At 68.8% G+C, this 20,838-nt stretch carries 24 protein-coding genes and 1 tRNA gene; 9 read left to right on the top strand and 16 right to left on the bottom strand.

Translation table 11 applies throughout. From position 1 onward, the window contains the following. Both AC1D12_RS05030 and mutM read right to left on the bottom strand, forming a co-directional pair. The coding region (locus tag AC1D12_RS05030; RefSeq protein WP_477839159.1) for a dynamin family protein at positions 1–1,032 on the bottom strand (1,032 nt) is incomplete at its 3' end. Between the two features lie 148 nt (positions 1,033–1,180). Then, entirely contained in the window at positions 1,181–2,026 is an 846-nt protein-coding gene (gene mutM / locus AC1D12_RS05025; RefSeq protein WP_477839157.1) for a bifunctional DNA-formamidopyrimidine glycosylase/DNA-(apurinic or apyrimidinic site) lyase, read from the bottom strand. 110 nt (positions 2,027–2,136) lie between these two features. On the opposite strand from mutM, the gene AC1D12_RS05020 reads away from it, so the two are divergent. The 9 genes from AC1D12_RS05020 (at position 2,137) to AC1D12_RS04980 (ending at position 10,075) form a co-directional block, all read left to right on the top strand. Next, positions 2,137–3,990: a tetratricopeptide repeat protein gene (locus tag AC1D12_RS05020; protein WP_477839155.1), complete on the top strand. Its 1,854-nt coding sequence runs from the start codon at positions 2,137–2,139 to the stop codon at positions 3,988–3,990. Further along, positions 3,987–4,535, top strand: a complete 549-nt coding sequence (locus AC1D12_RS05015) for a lipoprotein insertase outer membrane protein LolB (protein ID WP_477839153.1) — start codon at positions 3,987–3,989, stop codon at positions 4,533–4,535. Before AC1D12_RS05020 ends, AC1D12_RS05015 begins: the two co-directional genes overlap by 4 nt. A gap of 16 nt (positions 4,536–4,551) precedes the next feature. Further along, a complete protein-coding gene (gene ispE, locus AC1D12_RS05010) occupies positions 4,552–5,439 on the top strand; it encodes a 4-(cytidine 5'-diphospho)-2-C-methyl-D-erythritol kinase (protein WP_477839151.1) in 888 nt (295 codons plus the stop codon). A 48-nt stretch (positions 5,440–5,487) separates the two neighbouring features. Beyond that, positions 5,488–5,564 (top strand) — tRNA-Gln (locus AC1D12_RS05005). 139 nt (positions 5,565–5,703) lie between these two features. Beyond that, positions 5,704–6,666 carry a ribose-phosphate pyrophosphokinase gene (locus AC1D12_RS05000; protein WP_047506675.1) on the top strand — a complete coding sequence of 321 codons (963 nt, stop codon included), beginning with the start codon at positions 5,704–5,706 and terminating at the stop codon, positions 6,664–6,666. Between the two features lie 105 nt (positions 6,667–6,771). Further along, positions 6,772–7,413, top strand: a complete 642-nt coding sequence (locus tag AC1D12_RS04995; RefSeq protein ID WP_047506460.1) for a 50S ribosomal protein L25/general stress protein Ctc — start codon at positions 6,772–6,774, stop codon at positions 7,411–7,413. 187 nt (positions 7,414–7,600) lie between these two features. Then, the gene (locus AC1D12_RS04990) at positions 7,601–8,956 is read left to right on the top strand and encodes a peptidase inhibitor family I36 protein (RefSeq protein ID WP_477839148.1); all 1,356 of its coding nucleotides are present in this window, start codon (positions 7,601–7,603) and stop codon (positions 8,954–8,956) included. Between the two features lie 46 nt (positions 8,957–9,002). Beyond that, on the top strand, positions 9,003–9,641 hold the full coding sequence (gene pth / locus AC1D12_RS04985; RefSeq protein ID WP_477827461.1) for an aminoacyl-tRNA hydrolase: 639 nt from the start codon (positions 9,003–9,005) through the stop codon (positions 9,639–9,641). Continuing rightward, positions 9,638–10,075 (top strand): hypothetical protein, encoded by a 438-nt coding sequence (locus AC1D12_RS04980; protein ID WP_477839146.1) that lies wholly within the window; start codon positions 9,638–9,640, stop codon positions 10,073–10,075. Before pth ends, AC1D12_RS04980 begins: the two co-directional genes overlap by 4 nt. Positions 10,076–10,086: 11 nt before the next feature. On the opposite strand, the gene AC1D12_RS04975 is transcribed toward AC1D12_RS04980, so the two are convergent. From AC1D12_RS04975 to AC1D12_RS04910, 14 genes are all read right to left on the bottom strand, one after another. Beyond that, positions 10,087–10,344: a YfhL family 4Fe-4S dicluster ferredoxin gene (locus AC1D12_RS04975; protein ID WP_477839144.1), complete on the bottom strand. Its 258-nt coding sequence runs from the start codon at positions 10,342–10,344 to the stop codon at positions 10,087–10,089. 20 nt (positions 10,345–10,364) lie between these two features. Further along, positions 10,365–10,865: a pantetheine-phosphate adenylyltransferase gene (gene coaD / locus AC1D12_RS04970; protein ID WP_047506454.1), complete on the bottom strand. Its 501-nt coding sequence runs from the start codon at positions 10,863–10,865 to the stop codon at positions 10,365–10,367. Between the two features lie 30 nt (positions 10,866–10,895). Further along, entirely contained in the window at positions 10,896–11,492 is a 597-nt protein-coding gene (gene rsmD, locus AC1D12_RS04965) for a 16S rRNA (guanine(966)-N(2))-methyltransferase RsmD (RefSeq protein ID WP_477826747.1), read from the bottom strand. Then, positions 11,489–12,253 carry an imidazole glycerol phosphate synthase subunit HisF gene (hisF, locus tag AC1D12_RS04960; RefSeq protein ID WP_477839142.1) on the bottom strand — a complete coding sequence of 255 codons (765 nt, stop codon included), beginning with the start codon at positions 12,251–12,253 and terminating at the stop codon, positions 11,489–11,491. The genes rsmD and hisF overlap by 4 nt, the downstream gene beginning before the upstream one ends. Positions 12,254–12,285: 32 nt before the next feature. Further along, entirely contained in the window at positions 12,286–13,029 is a 744-nt protein-coding gene (hisA, locus tag AC1D12_RS04955; RefSeq protein WP_047506447.1) for a 1-(5-phosphoribosyl)-5-[(5-phosphoribosylamino)methylideneamino]imidazole-4-carboxamide isomerase, read from the bottom strand. 82 nt (positions 13,030–13,111) lie between these two features. Next, positions 13,112–13,768: an imidazole glycerol phosphate synthase subunit HisH gene (hisH, locus tag AC1D12_RS04950; protein ID WP_465114853.1), complete on the bottom strand. Its 657-nt coding sequence runs from the start codon at positions 13,766–13,768 to the stop codon at positions 13,112–13,114. Beyond that, a complete protein-coding gene (gene hisB / locus AC1D12_RS04945; RefSeq protein ID WP_047506441.1) occupies positions 13,769–14,368 on the bottom strand; it encodes an imidazoleglycerol-phosphate dehydratase HisB in 600 nt (199 codons plus the stop codon). It lies immediately after the preceding gene. Next, positions 14,368–15,447, bottom strand: a complete 1,080-nt coding sequence (hisC, locus tag AC1D12_RS04940) for a histidinol-phosphate transaminase (protein ID WP_477826749.1) — start codon at positions 15,445–15,447, stop codon at positions 14,368–14,370. The genes hisB and hisC overlap by 1 nt, the downstream gene beginning before the upstream one ends. After that, positions 15,444–16,766, bottom strand: coding sequence for a histidinol dehydrogenase (gene hisD, locus AC1D12_RS04935; RefSeq protein ID WP_477839140.1), 1,323 nt, complete (start codon positions 16,764–16,766; stop codon positions 15,444–15,446). The genes hisC and hisD overlap by 4 nt, the downstream gene beginning before the upstream one ends. Beyond that, positions 16,763–17,407 (bottom strand): ATP phosphoribosyltransferase, encoded by a 645-nt coding sequence (hisG, locus tag AC1D12_RS04930; RefSeq protein ID WP_047506435.1) that lies wholly within the window; start codon positions 17,405–17,407, stop codon positions 16,763–16,765. Before hisG ends, hisD begins: the two co-directional genes overlap by 4 nt. Further along, entirely contained in the window at positions 17,407–18,666 is a 1,260-nt protein-coding gene (murA, locus tag AC1D12_RS04925; protein ID WP_477826410.1) for a UDP-N-acetylglucosamine 1-carboxyvinyltransferase, read from the bottom strand. The genes hisG and murA overlap by 1 nt, the downstream gene beginning before the upstream one ends. Positions 18,667–18,747: 81 nt before the next feature. Continuing rightward, positions 18,748–19,020 carry a BolA family protein gene (locus AC1D12_RS04920; protein ID WP_477839138.1) on the bottom strand — a complete coding sequence of 91 codons (273 nt, stop codon included), beginning with the start codon at positions 19,018–19,020 and terminating at the stop codon, positions 18,748–18,750. Positions 19,021–19,072: 52 nt separating this feature from the next. Further along, the gene (locus AC1D12_RS04915; protein ID WP_477839136.1) at positions 19,073–19,849 is read right to left on the bottom strand and encodes an ABC transporter permease; all 777 of its coding nucleotides are present in this window, start codon (positions 19,847–19,849) and stop codon (positions 19,073–19,075) included. Beyond that, positions 19,846–20,769, bottom strand: coding sequence for an ABC transporter ATP-binding protein (locus AC1D12_RS04910; protein ID WP_465114844.1), 924 nt, complete (start codon positions 20,767–20,769; stop codon positions 19,846–19,848). Before AC1D12_RS04910 ends, AC1D12_RS04915 begins: the two co-directional genes overlap by 4 nt. Between the last annotated feature and the right edge of the window lie 69 nt (positions 20,770–20,838).

Genomic DNA, 20,838 nt, shown 5'->3' with positions numbered 1-20,838 from the left:
CAGCAGCTGGGCGCCGAGCGCTTCCTCGAGGAACGGCAGGCGGCTCTGCGCAAGGCCCGCCGCATCGCCGTCGATGCGCGAAGCCAGGGCCTGGCGCGCCGACAGCGGGAACACCCGTTCGCTCGCGACATCGAGCGTGCGCGCAGTCGACTGGCGCTGCTGCTCGATCTGCTCCTGCACGCGCTCGACGGTGGCGAGCGGATCCTGCAGCGCATCGATCTTGTTCAGCACGACGAAGGCCGAGCTCGACGGCGAGCCCAGGTGGTCGCGCCAGATCGTCATGTCGGACTTGGTGACGCCGGTGTCGGCACCGAGGATGAAGACGATCGCATGCGCGGCCGGCAGCAGGCTCAGCGTCAGCTCGGGCTCGGCGCCGATCGCGTTCAGCCCCGGCGTGTCCAGCACCACCAGGCCGCGCTGCAGCAGCGGGTGCGGGTAGTTGATCATCGCGTGGCGCCAGGCCGGCACCTCGACCTCGCCGGCATCGTTCGTCGGCGGGTTGTCCTCGGCGTTGTCGTCGCTCCAGAAGCCGAGCGCACGCGCATCGTCGACCGACACCCACTGCGTGCGCATCACCTCGCGCAAGGCCTCGGTCAACTGGTCGGGCGAGTGGATGTCGAGCGGGATGTGGCCCCAGGCCTTCGGCTGGCCGCGCAATTCGGCGAGCGACAGGCCTTCGAGGCGGGTCGCGATCGGCAGCAGCGCGAGCGCCGGCGCCTCGCCGGCCTCGTAGCCCAGTTCCACCGGGCACATCGTGGTGCGCCCCGGCGTGGCCGGCAGCACGCGGCGGCCGGTGTCGGAGAAGAAGATCGCGTTGATCAGCTCGGATTTGCCGCGCGAGAACTCGGCGACGAAGGCCACCACGAGCTTCTCGCCCACCAGGTTGCGACGCAGCGCGTCCAGCGCTTCGCTGGCTGCGGGGTCGGCCAGGTCGTTGTCGGTCAGGAAGCGGCCGAACTCGYCGAGCCGTTTCCCGATCGACTGTCGCCACTGGCCCAGCTCGTCGACGCTRCTAGCAAAGGAAGTTGACATGGAGGTGCGGGCGCAGGAAAGAGGCGCGGCGCATATTCATGGTAGCGCAAGGCTGTCGGGCACCCTCCCCTCGAAACATCTCGACACCCGCCACCCGCGCGAAGTGTCGATTCCTTGGGGATTGAGGCCGGGCCTTGGCGTTGACAGCTCAGCGTTGACAGTGCGGGCAGAAGAAGGTCGACCGCTGGCCCTGCACGATGCGGCGGATCGGCGTGGCGCAGACGGTGCACGGCTCGCCCTCGCGGCCGTAGACGCCGGCGTGCTGCTGGAACGCGCCGGCCATGCCGTGCGCATCGCGGAAGTCGCGCAGCGTCGAGCCGCCCAGGGCGAGCGCGCGGGCCAGCGTCTCGCGCACCGCGGCGGCCAGCCGCTCGGCGCGCGGGCGGCTCAGCCGGTCGCTGCGCAGCCGCGGGTTGATGCCGGCGGCGAACAGCGCCTCGCACRCATAGATGTTGCCGGCACCGACGACGATGTCGCCGCCGAGCAGCGCCTGCTTGATCGCGACGCGCCGCCGCTGCAGCGCCGCATGCAGGTAGGTGCCGGTGAAGGCCGGATCGAAGGGCTCGAGCCCGAGGCCGGCGATCAGCTTGCCGGCCGCCCCGCCGTCGAGCGCCTCGGACCACACCACCGCCCCGAAGCGCCGTGGATCGGTCAGGCGCAGCGTGCCGCGCGTGGTGGCGAGGTCGAAGTGGTCGTGGGCGCCGGCCGGCCCGGGCGCGTCGCTGAAGGCGAGCGAGCCCGACATGCCCAGGTGCATCAGCAGGCCACCCGACAGCGCGCCCGAGCCGGCCGCGCCGACATCGGCCGACAACGGCAGCCACAAATATTTACCTCGGCGGGTCGCGTCGCCGACGCGCTGTCCGACAAGGGCCGCCGGCTCGTGGCCGAGCGGCCAGCGCAGCGGCTTGCCCAGGCGCACGGCGGTCACGCGGGCACCGGCGATGCGCTCGGCAAAGCTCTGTCGGGTGACCTCGACTTCCGGAAGTTCTGGCATGGAGGGAATTATCACGACGCACCCGGGTCGGACCGGCTTCGGGGGCTTGTGCCCCTTCTCCGTGGACATTCGCGAGACCCTAGAATCGTCCACGGTTTCAGGAGCATTGCATGCCGGCCCTTTCCCTCGTTCCCCACGCAGCGCGCACGGCGCTCGCGGTGGCCTGTGCGCTGGCACTGATGACCGGCGCCCAGGCCCACCGGCTGGCCCAGGCTGAAAACGCGTTGCCCGCGCCGGCCTCCGACGCCGCCAGCGGCGTGCCGCCCGAGCCCTTCGAGAACTCGTCGATCGACGCGCCGCTCTTCTACCAGTTGCTGATCGGCGAGATGGAGCTGCGCGCCGGCGAGGTCGGCACCGCCTACCAGGTGCTGCTCGACGCAGCCCGCAAGACGCGCGACGCCGAGCTGTTCCGCCGCGCCACCGAGGTCGCGCTGCAGGCGCGTGCCGGCGACCAGGCGCTGGCGGCCGCACAGGCCTGGCGCAGCGCGATCCCCGATTCGGTCGAGGCGATGGGCTACCAGGTGCGGTTGCTGATCGCGCTGAACCGGCAGGCCGAGACGGAGGAGCCGATCCGCGCGATGCTCGCCGCGACGCCGGTCGCCGAGCGTGGCGCGTTGATCGCCTCGCTGCCGCGGCTGTTTGCCCGCGCGCCCGACAAGACCCAGACCGCCACCCAGCTGCAGACCTGGCTCGAACCGTCGCTCGCGGCGCCCGAGACGCGCGCCGCGGCACGCGTCGCGATCGGCCGCGCCTGGCTCGCGACGGGCGATGCGAAGCGCGCCTTCGAGCTCGCGCAGCAAGCCCACGCGCTGGACCGCGACGCCGAAGGCCCGGCCCTGCTGGCGTTGGAGCTGCTGACGGCCGGGCAACCGGTCGAGCCGCTGATCGCCGACTACCTCGAGGCCCAGCCGAAGAGCAGCTCGTTCCGCCTGCTGTACGCCCGCGTGCTGAATTCGGCGCAGCGCTATGCCGATGCGGTGCCGCAGCTCGAAGCGGTGACGCGCGCCGAGCCGCAGCTGCCGACGCCGTGGCTCACGCTCGGCGCGCTGCACCTGGAACTGCGCCACCCGAAGGAAGCCCAGGCCGCGCTGATGCAGTACGTGCAGCGCGCCGGCAGCGGCAGCCTGGCGCCAGCGCCGGCGCCGGTGGTGCCGGGCGGCGACGATGACGATGACGAAGCCCCGCCGACCGCCGACCAGGGGCTGGTGCAGGCCTACCTGCTGCTGTCGCAGGCGGCCGAGCAGCAGCGCGACTATGCCGGCGCCGAAGCCTGGCTGAAGAAGGTCGACAGCCCGCAGCGTGCGCTCGAGGTGCAGACCCGGCGCGCGTCGCTGCTGGCGCGCCAGGGCAAGGTCAAGGACGCGCGCGAGCTGATCCGCCGCGCCCCCGAGAAGACGACCGAGGATGCGCGCTCCAAGCTGCTCGCCGAGGCGCAGATCCTGCGCGACGTGAAGCAATGGAACGAGGCGAACACGGTGCTGGCCAAGGCGAACCAGCGCTTCCCGAACGATCCCGACCTGCTGTACGAGCAGTCGATGATGGCCGAGAAGCTGAATCGCATGGACGAGATGGAGCGCCTGCTGCGCCGCGTCATCGAGCTGAAGCCCGATCACCACCACGCGTACAACGCACTGGGCTACTCGCTCGCCGAGCGCAACCAGCGCCTGCCCGAGGCGCGCGACCTGATCCGCAAGGCACTCGACCTCGCGCCGGGCGAGCCGTTCATCACCGACAGCCTGGGCTGGGTCGAGTACCGGCTGGGCAACCGCAGCGAAGCGCTGCGCCTGCTGCAGCAAGCCTACCGCTCGCGCCCGGATGTCGAGATCGCCGCCCACCTGGGCGAGGTGCTGTGGATCAGCGGCCAGCGCGACGAGGCCCGCAAGGTGCTGCGCGATGCGCGCACGCGCGACAACGCGAACGACGTGCTGAAAGAGACGCTCGCGCGGCTGCGGGTCGACCTGTGAAGCTGGGCACCCTGGCAGCGCTGCTGGCCGGCGTGATGCTGGCTGGCTGCGCGACGCTGCAGCCGGTCACGCCRACCRCCTCGCCCGAGACGCTGTCGGGGCGGATGTCGGTGAAGGTCGATGCGACGCCGTCGACCGCGGCGCGCTCGGTCAGCGCCAGCTTCGAGCTGCAGGGCACGCCGCAGGACGGCCGGCTCGACCTGTCGACGCCGCTCGGCACGACGATCGCGCAGGCCCGGTGGTCCGGACGCCAGGCGCTGCTGACCACCGGCGGCGAACAGCGCGCCTACCCCGACCTCGATTCGCTGACGCAGGACATGCTCGGCGAGAGCCTGCCGATCGTCGCGCTGTTCGACTGGCTGCGCGGCCGCGCCTGGGCCGGCGCGCCGAGCCGCCCGGCCGTGCCGCCGGCCGACGCCGGCTTCCAGCAACTGGGCTGGGACGTGAACCTGGCCCGCTTCGACGAAGGCTGGGTAATCGCCCAACGCGCGCAACGCGCGCAGGCGCCCGCCGTCGTCGTGCGCGCCCGCATCGACCGCCCCTGACACCGCTTCCCGCCCGATGAGCCTGACCGCCTTGTACGACGTGGCCGCGCCGGCCAAGCTGAACCTGTTCCTGCACATCGTCGGCCGGCGCGCCGACGGCTACCACCTGCTGCAATCGGTCTTCGTGCTGATTGACTGGGCCGACACGCTGCACTTCGAACTGCGCCGCGATGGCCGGCTCGCCCGCCATGACTTGACGGCTGCGCTGCCGGCCGACGACCTGTGCCTGCGCGCGGCGCGTGCCCTGCAGGCGGCATCGGGCACCTCGCTCGGCGCCGACATCTCGATCGACAAGCAGGTGCCGTGGGGCGCCGGCATGGGCGGCGGCAGCTCGGACGCGGCCAGCACGCTGCTCGCGCTGAACCGGCTGTGGCAGCTCGACTGGCCACGCGAGAAGCTGATGGCGCTCGGCCTGACGCTGGGGGCCGACGTGCCGTTCTTCCTGGCGAACTCTGGAAAGGGCAGCGCCTGGGTCGAGGGCATCGGCGAGAAACTGACCCCGCTGGAGCTGCCCGCACAATGGCTGGCGGTCGTCAAACCGGCCGCGAGCATCGAAACCCGTGGCATCTTTCTCAGCCCCCTGTTGGTTCGCAACACAGAAGCTGCTATAGTCGCAGGCTTCCTTGAGGACGGCGGTATGCAAAGTCTTCTCGAAGGGTTCGGTCGCAACGATTTGCAGCCGCCTGCCGAGAACCAGTGCTCCGAAGTGGCGCAAGCCGCCCGTCTGCTCGAGGCCCGCTTCGGCAACAGCCGCATGACGGGCTCCGGCAGCGCGGTGTTTTCCAGGGCTGGCGTAGACGATCTGCCCACGGCGACAATGCCGACGGACCTGCCGTCGGGTTGGGTGGGTCGGATGTGCCGGAGTCTGGTGCAGCATCCCTTGCAGGGCTGGTGCGCTGACTGAGACAAGTTGAAGGTGGGTCGCGATCCGATGATCGCGGTCGACCGGTGTAGGGGAGTCGCCAAGTTGGTTAAGGCATCGGATTTTGATTCCGACATGCGAGGGTTCGAGTCCTTCCTCCCCTGCCAAATTCTTTGATGTGTCTTGTTTCCCGGTGCTCACACCAGCGCACGCGGGGCTGAAACGGAAGGGTGGGTGCGCTGGACCATGAATGCGCCCCTCGACACACCCCGCAACGCACCCCGCAAGAGCGTCGACGGAGGAAACGTGCTTTTCAACACCGTGCTGTTCACCGGCAATGCCAATCCCGCCCTCGCGCAGGAGATCGCATCGCATCTCGGCATCGAACTCGGCAAGGCTTCGGTCGGCCGCTTCTCCGACGGTGAAGTCGCCATCGAGATCCAGCAGAACGTCCGCGCCCGCGACATCTTCATCGTCCAGCCGACCTGCGCGCCGACGAACGAGAACCTGATGGAGCTGTGCATCATGGTCGATGCACTGAAGCGCGCCTCGGCCCGCCGCGTGACGGCCGTGATCCCCTACTTCGGCTATGCGCGGCAAGACCGCCGCCCGCGCTCGACGCGCGTGCCGATCAGCGCCAAGGTCGTCGCCAACATGCTCGAGGCCGTCGGCGTCGAGCGCCTGCTGACGATGGACCTGCACGCCGACCAGATCCAGGGCTTCTTCAACATCCCGGTCGACAACATCTACGCGTCGCCGGTGCTGCTGTCCGACCTGCAGAGCAAGCGCTATCAAGACCTCGTGGTCGTGTCGCCGGACGTCGGCGGCGTGGTGCGCGCCCGGGCGCTGGCCAAGCAGCTCGGCTGCGACCTGGCCATCATCGACAAGCGCCGCCCGAAGGCCAACGTCTCCGAGGTCATGCACGTGATCGGCGACATCGACGGCCGCAACTGCGTGATCATGGACGACATGATCGACACCGCCGGCACGCTGGTGAAGGCGGCCGAGGTGCTGAAGGAGCGCGGCGCGAAGAACGTCTATGCGTATTGCACGCACGCGGTGTTCTCCGGCCCGGCGATCGAGCGCATCAAGGGCTCGCAGCTCGACGAAGTCGTCATCACCAACACCATCCCGCTCAGCGACGAGGGCAAGACCTGCTCGAAGGTGCGTCCGCTGTCGGTGGCATTCCTGTTCGCCGAAACCATCCGCCGGATCTCCGACGGTGAATCGGTGACCTCCTTGTTCGCGGAACAGAACAGCAATTTCTGATCCGCAGACGACGACCGGCGCTTCGGTGCCGGTCGAGTTCGCGGGGCTGCAAGGCCCCATTCGAGACACCTGGTCGCGGGTGTCTTCCAATCTTTTGGAGTCAACATGAAATTCGTCGCATTCGAGCGCAAGCTGCAGGGGACCGGAGCGAGCCGCCGCCTGCGCTTGGCTGAAAAAGTTCCCGGCATCGTCTATGGCGCCGGCACCCCTTCGATGATCGAACTCGATCACAACGCGCTGTTCCATGCGTTGAAGAAGGAAGCCTTCCACTCGTCGATCCTCGAGATGGAACTGGCCGGCAAGACCGAACAGGTGCTGCTGCGTGACTACCAGATGCACCCCTTCCGCCAGATCGTGCTGCACATCGACTTCCAACGCGTCGATGCCACCACCAAGATCGTCAAGAAGGTGCCGCTGCACTTCATCAACGAAGAAAACTCGCCGGCCGTCAAGGCCGACGGTTGCCTGGTGAACCACGTCGCCACCGAACTGAAGATCCAGTGCCTGGCTTCGCAACTGCCCGAGTTCCTGACGGTCGACCTGGCCACGCTGGTCAAGGGCCAGTCGCTGCATGTCAGCGACCTGAAGCTGGCCGACGGCATCAAGGTCGTCACCCAGGGCAAGCCGAACCCGGTCATCGCCTCGACCTCGGTGCCGGTCGAGGAAGAAGCCGCTCCGGTGGTGGTGGCCCCGGTGGCCGCCGCCCCGACCAAGGCCAAGAAGAGCGAGAAGCAGAACCGAGGCTGAGACCTTCGGCCTGCTGCCCGCACGAAGCCCCGCCTTGGCGGGGCTTTTTGCTTTCAGCAAAGCTTCGCTTTCATTTCTACCGTACGCGTCACATTTGAAAGCGGTTTCAGCCGTCACGTTTGAGATACGTCTTGCGAGAGCCGGTGGCCTTACCGTGCAGCCCCATCACCAACCCGGGGAGCAAGGCATGTCGAGTTCCATCACCCATTCATGGCGGCGCGCCGGCTGGGCCGCGCTGCTGGCGCTCGGCGCCGCGTTTGCCCCCGCCGCGCAGGCGGCCGACGCCGACGCGGTGTGCTTCTATGAGCACGTCAACTACCAGGGCGCGTCGACATGCAGCGGCACCGGCAGCAGCTGGATCGGCAGCGCCTGGAACGACCGCGCGTCGTCGGTCAAGCTGCGCAGCGGCTACCAGGTCGAGCTGTTCGAGCATTCGAACTACGGCGGCCGCTCGCTGAAGCTCGCCGCCGACAACGCCAACCTGGTGCCGCTGGGCTTCAACGACTTCGTGTCGTCGTACAAGCTCACGCAGACCGCGAGCTGCGGCGCCGTCGACTGGGTCGAGGGCACGGTCTACCGCACCGTGGGCACGATCGTGCGCTACGTGCCGAACGGCAACTACTACAAGCTCGTCAACGTCACCGCGAACGGCAGCGACGCGACCAACCCGACGATCAGCACCTGGTACTGGCAGCCGACCCCCTGCGACGGCGGCAACAACGGGAACCCGGGCGGCCTGCCGGCCAAGGTCGCCGGCGGTTACTACCCCGACTGGAAGCCGTCGCCGCTGCGCATCCGCGACCTGCCGGCGAACTACAACCTCGTCTACCTGTTTGCCGCGCGTCCGGTCGGCGGCTCGCCCGGCACGACCGGCGCGGTCACCTGGAGCGCCCCCGGCGACGGCCGCGGCGCCGCGACCAACCTGAAGGCCGACATCCAGTACGCCCGCACGACGCAGGGCCGCAAGATCATCCTGTCGGTCGGCGGTGCCGGCAACGGCATGAGCTTCCCGAACCGCACGAAGTCGCAGACCTTCGTCAACAGCGTGGTCGGGATCGCCAACCAGCTCGGCGGCCTCGACGGCATGGACTGGAACACCTTCGAGGGCAGCCAGGCACCCGACACCAACGAGATGATCTGGATCAGCCTGGAGCTGAAGCGCCAGTTCCCGGGCTTCGTCATCAGCGCGCCGCCGGCGCCGTGGAACTCGGTCGACAAGGTGTTCTGCAAGTCGATGGTGGACGCCGGTGCGATCGATTACTGCGCGCCGCAGTACTACGACGGCCCGAACCTGGCCGACCCGGCCTACGTGGTCAACAGCATCAAGGAATGGGTCGGGCTGCTGGGCGCCGAGCACGTGGTCGTCGGCTTCGGCATCAATGCCGGCGTCACCAACTACATGACGCGCCAGCAGGCGATCGACACCTGGAACCAGGTGAAGGCCAACCACCCGACGATCCGCGGCGCGTTCGACTGGGAGATCGGCACCGACGAGACGCAGGGCTGGCCGTTTGCGAACGGCGTGGCTCCGCTCGTGAAGTAAATCTGTACCGGTCCGGCCCGCCGGGGCCCCAGCCGATAATCCGCGGATGATTCGACTGATGGTGGGCCTCGGCAACCCCGGGCCGGAATACGAAGCGACCAACCACAACGCCGGTTTCTGGTGGATCGATGCGGTCGCGCGCGAATGGAAGGCCTCGCTCACGCCCGAGCGCAGCTACTTTGGCCTGGTCGCGCGGGTGAACCGCCCCGACGGGCCGCTGTGGCTGCTGGAGCCGCAGACCTACATGAACCTGTCGGGCAAGTCGGTCGCGGCGCTGGCCCGCTTCTTCAAGATCGAGCCGCAGGAGATCCTCGTCGCGCACGACGAGCTCGACCTGATGCCCGGCCAGGCCAAGTTCAAGCGCGGCGGCGGCCACGCCGGCCACAACGGGCTGCGTGACATCCATGCGCAACTCGGCACCGCCGACTACTGGCGGCTGCGGCTGGGCATCGGCCACCCGGGCGTGAAGGCCGAGGTCATCGACTACGTGCTGCGCAAGCCGAAGCCCGAGGCGCGTGTCGCGATCGAGGACACGATCGCGAAGACGATGACCGTGCTCGACCTGATCGCCGCCGGCGAGATGGAACGCGCGACGATGAAGCTGAACGCCAAGCCCCCGCGCCCGAAGCCGCCGCGGCCCGCGGCGCCCGATGCCCCTGGCATGCCGGTGGAGAAAGCCGAATGAAGCCGCGGCTGACCGCGACGCTGTGGGCCGTGTCGTGGTTGATGTCGGGCACGAGTGCGGTGGCCGGGCCGACGGTCTACCGCTGCGGCCCCGACCGCAACGTCTACTCGCAGCTGCCGTGCGCCGATGGCGAGGCCGTCGATGCCCGTGATGGCCGCACCGCGCAGCAGCGCGCCGAGTCCGAGGCGGCGGCCCGCAAGCAGGCCGAGACCGGCTCGAAGATGGAGCAGGACCGGCTGGCGCGCGAAGCGGCCGTCCGGCCGTCGAGTGCGATGAACCTCGCACCCGTCTCGCATGCCGCGTCGGCACCGAAGGCGAAGCCCACCAAAGGCAAGACGAGCAAGTCGACGAAGGGAAAGTCGGCCAGGGACCGTCAGGGCGACGACGAGGTGCGGATCGTCGTGCCCGCCGCCAAGGGCAAGCCGGCGAAGTGATCAGGTGACCATCAACCGGTAGCCTGCGCCTGCAGCCGCCGGTACTTCTCCCACAGGCTTTCCTGCGTCTCGACATGCGCCGGGTTGACCGGAATGCAGGCGACCGGGCAGACCTGCACGCACTGCGGCTCGTTGAAGTGGCCGACGCATTCGGTGCACTTGCCCGGGTCGATCACGTAGTACTCCGCGCCCATCGAGATCGCCTGGTTCGGGCACTCGGGCTCGCACACATCGCAGTTGATGCAGTCGTCGGTGATCATCAAGGCCATGGCACGGGTCCCGCGAGAGCTCAGGCGTCGGGTTTGACGCGCTGCTGGAGTCGGTTGAGGACGGAGGGTGACACGAACTTCGAGACATCACCGCCCAAGGTGGCAATCTCGCGCACGAAAGTACCGGAAACGAACTGGTAGTGGTCGCTGGGCGTCAGGAACACCGTCTCCACGTCGGGCATCAGCTGGCGGTTCATGCCGGCCATCTGGAACTCGTACTCGAAGTCGCTGACGGCGCGCAGCCCGCGCACCACCACCTTGCCGCCATGCGAGACCACGAAGTCGCGCAGCAGGCCGCGGAACGCGATCACCTCGATGTTCGGATGCTTGGCGGCCAGCTCCTGCGCGATCTCGAGCCGCTCGTCGAGCGTGAACATCGTGCGCTTGTGGTGGCCGGCGGCCACCGCGACGATCAGCCGCTCGAACAGGCGCGCCGCGCGCCGCATCAGGTCTTCATGCCCGAGCGTCATCGGGTCGAAGGTGCCGGGGTAGACGGCGGTGAGGCGGGTCACAGAGGTCAAGACAGGCTCCTTCGGATCGGGCTCACAGGCTCACACAGGCGTTTGCGGCGCAGTGTAGCTGCGCCGCAGCAAATGAAAGTGCACCGCGCCGGCACGGCCCTGGCGGTGCAGCACGAGGCCGAACGGCGCCAGCTCCGCGTCGCCGAAGGCCCGGTCGGCCTCCAGGTAGACGAAACCGCCGTCGACCACCAGCGGCGCCGCGGCCTTCAGCGCCGGCAGGAACACCTCGGCATCGAACGGCGGGTCGATGAAGACCAGCTCGAAGCGGCCCGGCGCGCTGCGCGCCATCCAGGCCAGCGCGTCGGCGGCCTCGATGCGCACCTGTTCGGCCTTCAGCCGGGCCTGCACCTCGCGCAGCCCGCGGGCCAGCCGGCTGTCGCGCTCGACCAGCGTCACCTCGGCCGCACCGCGCGACGCGGCCTCGAACCCCAGCGCACCGCTGCCGGCGTAGGCATCGAGGCAGCGCCAGCCGTCCAGCGACTGGCCCAGCCAGTTGAACAGCGTCTCGCGCACCCGGTCGGGCGTGGGCCGCAGGCCCGGGGCGTCGGCCACCGGCAGCTTGCTGCGCTTCCATTTGCCGCCGATCACGCGCACTTCGCGCGGCGGGCCCGATTTCACCGTGCTCACAGCCGAACCGGGATCCCGCGCGCGGCCATCAAGGCCTTCGCTTCACCGACCGTGTGCTGCCCGTARTGGAAGATGCTGGCGGCCAGCACCGCRTCGGCRCCGCCSKKCTGKATGCCKTCGRCCAGRTGCTCSAGSGTGCCGACGCCGCCSGAGGCGATCACSGGCACGTCGACCGCATCGCTGACCGCCCGCGTGAGCGGCAGGTTGAAGCCGATGCGCGTGCCGTCGCGGTCCATGCTGGTCAGCARGATCTCGCCGGCACCCTGCTCGGCCATCGTGCGCGCCCATTCGACCGCATCGATCCCGGTGTTGCGGCGCCCGCCATGGGTGTAGACCTGCCAGCCGGGCTGGCCGTCCTCGCGCGACTTGGCGTCGATCGCCACCACGATGCACTGCGCACCGTACTTGGCCGACGCATCGCGGATCACCTGCGGGTTGGCGACCGCGGCCGAGTTGAAGCTGACCTTGTCGGCGCCGGCGTTCAGCAGCGTGCGGACATCGTCCACCGTGCGCACGCCGCCGCCCACCGTCAGCGGGATGAAGACCTGCGAGGCCACCGCTTCGATCATGTGCAGCAGCAGACCGCGGCCGTCGCTGGTGGCGGTGATGTCGAGGAAGGTGATCTCGTCGGCGCCCTGCTCGTTGTAGCGGGCGGCGATCTCGACCGGATCGCCGGCATCGCGCAGCTCGACGAAGTTGACGCCCTTGACGACCCGCCCGCCGGTGACGTCGAGGCAGGGGATGATTCGCTTGGCCAGCATCAGGGTCCGCTCAGTTTCGGCTCAGTTGCCGCTCAGTTGCCGTTCAATTCGTCGGCGCGCTTCTGCGCCACCGCGAAATCGAGGTTGCCGGTGTAGATCGCCCGGCCGCAGATCACGCCTTCGACGCCCTGCTCCTCGATCGCGCACAGCCGCTCGATGTCGGCCAGGTCGGACAGCCCGCCCGACGCGATCACCGGGATCGACAGCGCCTGCGCCAGCTTCACCGTCGCGTCGATGTTGATGCCGTTGAGCATGCCGTCGCGGCCGATGTCGGTGTAGATCACGCCTTCGACGCCGTAGTCCTCGAACTTCTTCGCGAGGTCGATCACCTCGTGGCCGGTCAGCTTGCTCCAGCCGTCGGTCGCGACCTTGCCGTCCTTCGCGTCCAGCCCGACGATGATGTGGCCGCCGAACGCGCTGCAGGCGTCCTTCAGGAAGCCAGGGCTCTTGACCGCGGCGGTGCCGATGATCACGAAGCTGAGCCCGTCGTCGAGGTAGCGCTCGATGGTGTCGAGGTCGCGGATYCCGCCACCCAGCTGCACCGGGATGTCGTCGCCGACCTCGGCCAGGATGGCCTTGATCGCCGCCTCGTTGACCGGCTTGCCGGCGAAGGCACCGTTCAGGTCGACCAGGTGCAGGCGCCGCGCACCCGCATTGACCCATCGTCGCGCCATCGCGGCCGGATCCTCGCTGAAGATGGTGGAGTCGTTCATGTCGCCCTGCTTCAGGCGGACACAGTGACCGTCTTTCAGGTCGATGGCGGGGATCAGCAGCATGGCCGAATCAGTGGGGTGGGGAGAGGTGAGCGAACAAGCCGAGAAGGTCGCAAGGATGACGCTGGCAAGCGCGAACGAGCGATCAGGGAGTCCAATGCAGGAAGTTGCGGTACAGGGCAAGCCCGTGCTCGGCACTTTTCTCGGGGTGGAACTGCGTGGCGAAAATGTTATCCCGAGCCAGCGCGCAGGTAAAGCGAACGCCGTAATCGGTTTCACCTGCGCTGTCGGCCGGATCGGCCGGTTGCGCGTAGAAGCTGTGGACGAAGTAGTAGTACGAGCCGTCGGGCACGCCCGCCCAGATCGGGTGCACCTGCGGCTGCGCGCGCTGCCAGACCTGGTTCCAGCCCATCTGCGGCACCTTGAACCGGCTGCCGTCGGGTTGCAGCTGCCCGGCAAGCCGGAAACGCCGCACCGCGCCGGGGATCAGCCCGAGCCCGTCGGTCGGGCCTTCCTCGCTGGTCGACAGCAGCATCTGCATGCCGACGCACACGCCCATCAGCGGCTTGTGGGCCGCGGCGTGCAGCACGGCCTCCTGCAGGCCGGAGTCGCGCAGCTCGCGCATGCAATCGGGCATCGCGCCCTGGCCGGGCAGCACGATGCGCTCGGCGGCGTACACCTCGTCGGGCTTCGAGGTGACGATCACGTCGACCCCTTCCCCGCGTGCCACGTGCATCACCGCCTGCGACACCGAGCGCAGGTTGCCCATGCCGTAGTCGACGACGGCGACGGTGCGTGCCACTTAGAGGCTCCCCTTGGTCGACGGAATCACGCCGGCCGCGCGCGGATCGATCTCCAGCGCCATCCGCAGCGCCCGCGCGAACGCCTTGAAGATCGTCTCGCACTGGTGGTGCGCGTTCTCGCCGTGCAGGTTGTCGATGTGCAGCGTGACGCCGGCGTGGTTCGAGAAGCCCTGGAAGAACTCGTAGACCAGCTGCGTGTCGAGCGCGCCGATCATGCCGCTCTTGAAGTCGACCCGCATGTGCAGCCCCGGCCGGCCGGAGAAGTCGATCACCACGCGCGACAGCGCTTCGTCGAGCGGCACGTAGGCATGGCCATAGCGCCGCAGCCCCTTCTTGTCGCCCACCGCCTTGGCCATCGCCTGGCCGAGCGTGATGCCGACGTCTTCCACCGTGTGGTGGCCATCGATGTGCAGGTCGCCCTGGGCGTCGATGTCGAGGTCGATCAGCCCGTGGCGGGCGATCTGGTCGAGCATGTGGTCGAAGAAGCCGATGCCGGTGTGGAATTTCGCGACGCCGGTGCCGTCGAGGTTCAGGCTGACGCGGATCTGCGTCTCGTTGGTGTTGCGGACCACCTCCGCCTTGCGTTCCACGGTGCTCATCACAGGCTTTCCTTCAGGGCTTGCAGCATCTTCACGTTCTCGTCCGGCGTGCCCACCGTCAGGCGCAGGCAGTTGGCCAGCAGCGGGTGCAGGCCGGCGACGTTCTTCACGAGCACGCCGCGCGCCTTCATGCCGGCGAACGCGGCGGCCGAATCGGCCACCCGGGCCAGGATCATGTTGGCCTCGCTCGGGAACGGCTTCACGCCCGGCAGATCGCGCAACGCGGCCAGCAGCTTGTCGCGCTCGCTGCGGATGATCGCTGCCTGGCGCGCGTACTCGTCGACATGCTCCAGCGCGAACAGCGCCGCCTCGCAGTTCAGCACGCTGATGTTGAACGGCGGGCGCAGCTTGTCGACCTCGGCAATCAGCGGCTTGCGCCCGATCAGGTAGCCGATGCGCACGCCGGCCAGGCCGAACTTGCTCATCGTGCGCATCAGCAGCACGTGTTCGTGGCGCTTCAGGCGCGCCATCGAGTCGCGTGCGGCGAACGGCTGGTAGGCCTCGTCGATCACGACCAGCCCGGGTGCGGCCTCGATGATCGCGTCGATCGCCGCATCGTCCCAGAGGTTCGCGGTCGGGTTGTTCGGGTAGGCGATGTAGACCAGCGCCGGTTGGTGCTCGCGCACCGCGGCCAGCATCGCCGGCAGGTCGAGCTCGAAATCGGCCGTGGTCGGCACGCCGATGAACGGCAGGCCCTGCAGCTTGGCCGACATCGCGTACATCACGAAGCCCGGCAGCGGCGCCAGCACGCTGTTGCCCGGCACGTCGCAGGCCAGCGCCAGCAGCGAGATCAGCTCGTCGGAGCCGTTGCCCAGCATGATGTCGCAGTCGTCCGGCATGCCGGCGTGCGCGGCGAGCTTCGCGCGCAACAGGTCGCCGCGCTCGGCCGGGTAGCGATTCAGCGCCACGTCGGCCAGGCGCCGGCCCAAGGCCTCGCGCAAGGCGGGCGGCAGCGGGAACGGGTTCTCCATCGTGTCGAGCTTGACCAGCCCGGCCGACGGCTGCACCGCGTAGCCATGCATCGACTGGATGTCCTGGCGGATCACCCGTTTCATGCGTTGTTCCAGCGCGGCGCTCATGCCCTGTTCCCTTTCAGTCGAAGTTCGGCGGCCCGGGCGTGCGCCTGCAGGCCTTCGCCGTACGCGAGTTCAGCGGCGATCGGCCCCAGCACCTGCGCGCCGGCCTCGCTGACCTCGATCAGGCTCGATCGCTTCTGGAAGTCGTAGACCCCCAGCGGCGACGAGAAGCGGGCGGTGCCCGAGGTCGGCAGCACGTGGTTCGGCCCGGCGCAGTAGTCGCCCAGGCTCTCGCTGGTGAACGCGCCGAGGAAGATCGCACCGGCATGGCGCAGCAGCGGCTCCCAGCGCGCCGGCTCGGCCGAGCTGACCTCCAGGTGTTCCGGCGCGATGCGGTTGCTGATCTCGCAGGCCTCTTCCATGCTGCGGGTGTGGATCAGCGCGCCGCGGCCTTCGAGCGACGCACGGATCACGTCGCGGCGCGGCAGGCCGGGCAGCAGGCGATCGATGGCCTCGGCGACGCACGCGATGTAGGCCGCATCGGGGCACAGCAGGATGCTTTGCGCGAGCTCGTCGTGCTCGGCCTGGCTGAAGAGGTCCATCGCGACCCAGTCGGGCGGCGTGCTGCCGTCGGCCAGCACCAGGATCTCGCTCGGCCCGGCGATCATGTCGATGCCCACCTTGCCGAACACGCGCCGCTTGGCGCTCGCGACGTAGGCGTTGCCCGGGCCGGTGATCTTGTCGACGGCCGGCACGGTGGCGGTGCCGTACGCCAGCGCGGCCACGGCCTGCGCGCCACCGAGCGTGAACGCGCGGTCGACGCCGGCGATCGCGGCGGCAGCCAGCACCATCGCGTTGCGCTCGCCCTTCGGGGTCGGTACCACCATCACGATCTCGCCGACACCCGCCACCTTCGCCGGCACCGCGTTCATCAGCACGCTGGACGGGTAGGCCGCCTTGCCGCCCGGCACGTAGATGCCGACGCGGTCGAGCGGCGTGACCTTCTGGCCGAGCAGCGTGCCGTCTTCGTCGCGGTAGCTCCACGAGCGGCCGCAGGCGTCGAGCTGGCGCTCGTGGTAGCTGCGCACGCGCTGCGCCGCCGCTTCGAGCGCTGTGCGCTGTGCCGGCGTGATCGCCTGCAGCGCGGCCTGCAGCTCGTCGCGCGTGATCTCGAGCGACGCGACCGAGGCAGCCGTCAGCCCGTCGAAGCGCTGCGTGTACTCCAGCACCGCCGCATCGCCGCGCGCCTGCACGTCGGCCAGGATGGCGGCGACGCGCTCCTCGATCGCATGATCCGTTTCCGCCGACCAATGCAGCACCCGCTGGAAATCGGCCTCGAAGCCGGCGGCGGTGGTGGTGAGCTGGCGGATCTTCACGCTCATGGTCGGGACTCTATGGCAGTGGAAAATGCATCGATGATGCGGCGCAAGGGCTCGCGCTTGAGCTTCAGCGCCGCCTGGTTCACGACCAGGCGCGACGAGATCTGCATGATCTCCTCGACCTCGACCAGGTGGTTGGCCTTCAGCGTGCTGCCGGTGGACACCAGGTCGACGATCGCGTCGGCCAAGCCGGTCAGCGGCGCGAGCTCCATCGAGCCGTACAGCTTGATCAGGTCGACGTGCACGCCCTTCTCGGCGAAATGGTCGCGCGCGACGCCGACGTACTTGGTGGCGACGCGGATGCGCGAGCCCTGCTTCACGGCCGCGGCGTAGTCGAAATCGGCCCGCACCGCGACGCTCATGCGGCACTTCGCGATGCGCAGGTCGAGCGGCTGGTACAGGCCCTGGCCACCGTGCTCCAGCAGGATGTCCTTGCCGGCCACGCCGAGGTCGGCGCCGCCGTACTGCACGTAGGTCGGCACGTCGGTCGCGCGCACCAGCACCACCCGCACCTCGGGCTGGTTGGTGCCGAGGATCAGCTTGCGCGACTTCTCCGGGTCTTCGGTGACCTCGATGCCGGCCGCCTTCAGCAGCGGCAGCGTCTCGTCGAAGATGCGTCCCTTGGACAGTGCCAGCGTCAGCATCACTTGACTCTTTCGATGTCGGCGCCGATGCCGCGCAGCTTGGCTTCCATCTGGTCGTAGCCGCGGTCCAGGTGGTAGATGCGGTCGACCACCGTCTCGCCGTCGGCCACCAGGCCGGCGATCACGAGGCTGGCGGAGGCACGCAGGTCGGTCGCCATCACGGTGGCACCGGACAGGCGCTCGACGCCGTTCATCACCGCCGTATGGCCGTCGACCTCGATCTTCGCGCCCAGCCGCACCAGCTCGTTGACGTGCATGAAGCGGTTCTCGAAGATCGTCTCGGTGACCTTGGCCGGCCCTTCGGCGATGCAGTTCAGCGCCATGAACTGCGCCTGCATGTCGGTCGGGAAGGCCGGGTACTCGCTGGTGCGGAAGCTCACCGCGCGCGGGCGCTTCGCGTTCTTCACGCGGATCCAGTCGGCGCCGGATTCGATCGTGACGCCGGCCTCGCGCAGCTTGTCGATCACCGCGTCGAGGTGGTCGGCACGGGCGCGGCGCAGCACGACATCGCCGCCGGTGGCGGCCACCGCGCACAGGAAGGTGCCGGTCTCGATGCGGTCGGGGACGATGCGGTGTTGCACGCCCCCCAGCCGCTCGACGCCCTGGATGCGGATCCTGCTGCCGCCGTGGCCTTCGATCTTCGCGCCCATCGCGATCAGCATCTCGGCGAGGTCGCGGATCTCCGGCTCCTGGGCGGCGTTCTCGAGCACCGTCTCGCCCTCGGCCAGCGTGGCGGCCATCAGCAGGTTCTCGGTGCCGGTCACGGTGACCATGTCGGTCGTGATGCGGGCCCCACGCAGGCGTTTCGTCTTCGCGATGATGTAGCCGTGCTCGACGACGATGTCGGCGCCCATCGCCTGCAGGCCCTTGATGTGCTGGTCGACCGGGCGCGAGCCGATCGCGCAGCCGCCGGGCAGCGAGACGGTGGCCTCGCCGAAGCGCGCCAGCAGCGGGCCCAGCACCAGGATCGATGCGCGCATCGTCTTGACCAGGTCGTAGGGGGCTTCGGGCGAGGTGACGGCCGAGGCGTTCAGCGCGACGGTGTCGGGGGCGGATTCGCTGCGCTCGGCGCTGACGCCCATGTTGCGCAGCAGCTTCAGCGTGGTGCTCACGTCCTGCAGGCGCGGCACGTTGGTCAGCGTGACCGGCTCGGCGGTGAGCAGCGCGGCGCACAGCTCGGGCAGCGCGGCGTTCTTGGCCCCGGAGATCGTGACTTCGCCGTTCAGTTGGCGGCCACCGCGGATGAGGAGTTTGTCCATGGCTTGGATCGCCCAGGCCCGACACGGCTGAATGACCTGCACCCGCAGGCCCGCCAGCCGCAGCGGACACTGCGGCTGGGTTCAGTGGTGGTGGTGGGCCGAGGCGGGCTCGGCAGCGTGGGCCCACTCGGCGGGCGTGAGGGTCTTCATCGACAGCGCGTGGATTTGCTCGCGCATTCTATCGCCGAGGGCCTGGTAGACGCGCTGGTGGCGCGCGACGCGGCTGGCACCCTCGAACTCCGCCGAAACGATGGTGGCGAAGAAGTGGCGACCGTCGCCCTCGACCTGCAAGTGCTCGCAGGCGAGCCCTTGCGCGATGAAGCGCTGGACGTCGTCGGGTGTAGGGTCGGCCATAAGGACCGCGATTATCACCCAGGCCGGTAGCCCGGATGCCAACCCGGGTTGTTCAGTGGCGAATCTTGTAGCCGATGCGCAAGAGGTGCAGGCACAGCCCGCAGACGACGGCCAGGCTGCCCGCCACCACTGCCAGGCTGGTCCACGGCGACACGTCGCTGACGCCGAAGAAACCGTGCCGGAAGCCGTCGATCATGTAGAAGAACGGATTCAGGTGGCTCACCTTCAGCCACAGCGGCGGCAGCGAGTGCACCGAGTAGAAGACCCCCGACAGGAAGGTCATCGGCATCACGATGAAGTTCTGGAACGCGGCGATCTGGTCGAACTTCTCGGCCCACAGGCCGGCCACCAGCCCCAGCGCACCCATCATCGCGGCCCCGGCGATCGCGAACACCAGGATCCACAGCGGCTGCGCGACCGTCAGCGGCGCGAACCACAGCGTGACCAGCAGCACGCCCAGCCCGACCACCAGCCCGCGCACGATGGCCGCACCCACGTAGGCCAGGAACCAGGCCCAGTGGCTGAGCGGCGTGACCAGCAGGAACACCAGGTTGCCGGTGATCTTGCTCTGGATCAGCGACGAGCTGCTGTTGGCGAACGCGTTCTGCAGCAYGCTCATCATCACGAGGCCGGGGATCAGGAACGCGGTGTAGCCGACGGTGCCGTAGACCTTGACGTGGTCTTCGAGCGCGTGGCCGAAGATCAGCAGGTACAGCACCGCAGTGAGCACCGGCGCGGCGACGGTCTGGAAGCTGACCTTCCAGAAACGCAGCACCTCCTTGTAGAGCAGCGTGCGCGTGCCCGACAGCAATCCAGGCGTGGCGCTCATGATTTCACCTCCGCCGGCCCGTTCATGATGTCGAGGAACACGTCCTCCAGGTCGGCGCGGCCGATCTCCAGGTCTTCCGGCTGGCAGCCGGCGGCGCGCAGCACGCCCAGCACCGTCTCGACCTCGTGCGCGTCATGCGCCTTGATCTGCACGATGCGCCCGGTCACGCGCGACTGCGCGGCCAGCGAGGCCGGCAGCGGCGCATCCATCTTGAAGCGCAGCATCGTGCTCGCGGTGCCGGCCAGCAGCGCCGACGTGCGGTCCAGCGCCACCACGCGGCCCTGCTTCAGCATCGCGATGCGGTTGCACAGCGCCTCGGCCTCTTCGAGGTAGTGGGTGGTCAGCAGCACCGTGTGGCCTTCCTTGTTGAGGCGCGCGATGAAGTGCCACAGCGTCTGGCGCAGCTCGACGTCGACACCGGCGGTCGGCTCGTCGAGCACGATCACCGGCGGGCGGTGCACCAGCGCCTGCGCGACCAGCACGCGGCGCTTCATGCCGCCCGACAGCTGGCGCATGTTGGCGTTCGCCTTGTCGGCAAGACCGAGGTTGTGCAGCAGCTCGTCGATCCAGGCGTCGTTGCCGCGCACGCCGAAGTAGCCGCTCTGGATCACCAGCGCCTCGCGCACCGTGAAGAACGGGTCGAAGACCAGCTCCTGCGGCACGATGCCCAGGCTGCGGCGCGCGGCGGCATAGTCGGTGACGACATCATGGCCATGCACCAGCACCCGCCCGCTGGACGCCTGCGACAGGCCGGCGAGGATGCTGATCAGCGTGGTCTTGCCGGCGCCGTTGGGCCCGAGCAGCCCGAAGAACTCGCCGGGCTCGATGTCCATGCTGACTTCGGACAAGGCTCGCACCTCGTTGTGCGCGCTCTTGGAGCGGTAGGTCTTGCTGACCTGCTGGAACGAGATGGCTGCCATGTTCTTCCGGAAGAGGCGGCGATTGTAGGCAGCGGCCGTCATTCCTGCTGGCACGGGCAAATACCGGCC

The organism is Rhizobacter sp. P1_G5 (genome assembly GCF_056405435.1).
This window is presented reverse-complemented; position numbering and strand designations above follow the sequence as displayed.

What these genes read in the sequence shown, in the direction of transcription:
- AC1D12_RS05020 (WP_477839155.1), top strand. Translation starts at nt 2,137, where the DNA reads ATGCCGGCCCTTTCCCTCGTTCCCCACGCAGCGCGCACGGCGCTCGCG.
- ispE (WP_477839151.1), top strand. Translation starts at nt 4,552, where the DNA reads ATGAGCCTGACCGCCTTGTACGACGTGGCCGCGCCGGCCAAGCTGAAC.
- AC1D12_RS04995 (WP_047506460.1), top strand. Translation starts at nt 6,772, where the DNA reads ATGAAATTCGTCGCATTCGAGCGCAAGCTGCAGGGGACCGGAGCGAGC.
- AC1D12_RS04990 (WP_477839148.1), top strand. Translation starts at nt 7,601, where the DNA reads ATGTCGAGTTCCATCACCCATTCATGGCGGCGCGCCGGCTGGGCCGCG.
- pth (WP_477827461.1), top strand. Translation starts at nt 9,003, where the DNA reads ATGATTCGACTGATGGTGGGCCTCGGCAACCCCGGGCCGGAATACGAA.
- AC1D12_RS04980 (WP_477839146.1), top strand. Translation starts at nt 9,638, where the DNA reads ATGAAGCCGCGGCTGACCGCGACGCTGTGGGCCGTGTCGTGGTTGATG.
- AC1D12_RS04975 (WP_477839144.1), bottom strand. Translation starts at nt 10,344, where the DNA reads ATGGCCTTGATGATCACCGACGACTGCATCAACTGCGATGTGTGCGAG.
- hisB (WP_047506441.1), bottom strand. Translation starts at nt 14,368, where the DNA reads ATGAGCACCGTGGAACGCAAGGCGGAGGTGGTCCGCAACACCAACGAG.
- hisC (WP_477826749.1), bottom strand. Translation starts at nt 15,447, where the DNA reads ATGAGCGCCGCGCTGGAACAACGCATGAAACGGGTGATCCGCCAGGAC.
- hisD (WP_477839140.1), bottom strand. Translation starts at nt 16,766, where the DNA reads ATGAGCGTGAAGATCCGCCAGCTCACCACCACCGCCGCCGGCTTCGAG.
- hisG (WP_047506435.1), bottom strand. Translation starts at nt 17,407, where the DNA reads ATGCTGACGCTGGCACTGTCCAAGGGACGCATCTTCGACGAGACGCTG.
- murA (WP_477826410.1), bottom strand. Translation starts at nt 18,666, where the DNA reads ATGGACAAACTCCTCATCCGCGGTGGCCGCCAACTGAACGGCGAAGTC.
- AC1D12_RS04920 (WP_477839138.1), bottom strand. Translation starts at nt 19,020, where the DNA reads ATGGCCGACCCTACACCCGACGACGTCCAGCGCTTCATCGCGCAAGGG.
- AC1D12_RS04910 (WP_465114844.1), bottom strand. Translation starts at nt 20,769, where the DNA reads ATGGCAGCCATCTCGTTCCAGCAGGTCAGCAAGACCTACCGCTCCAAG.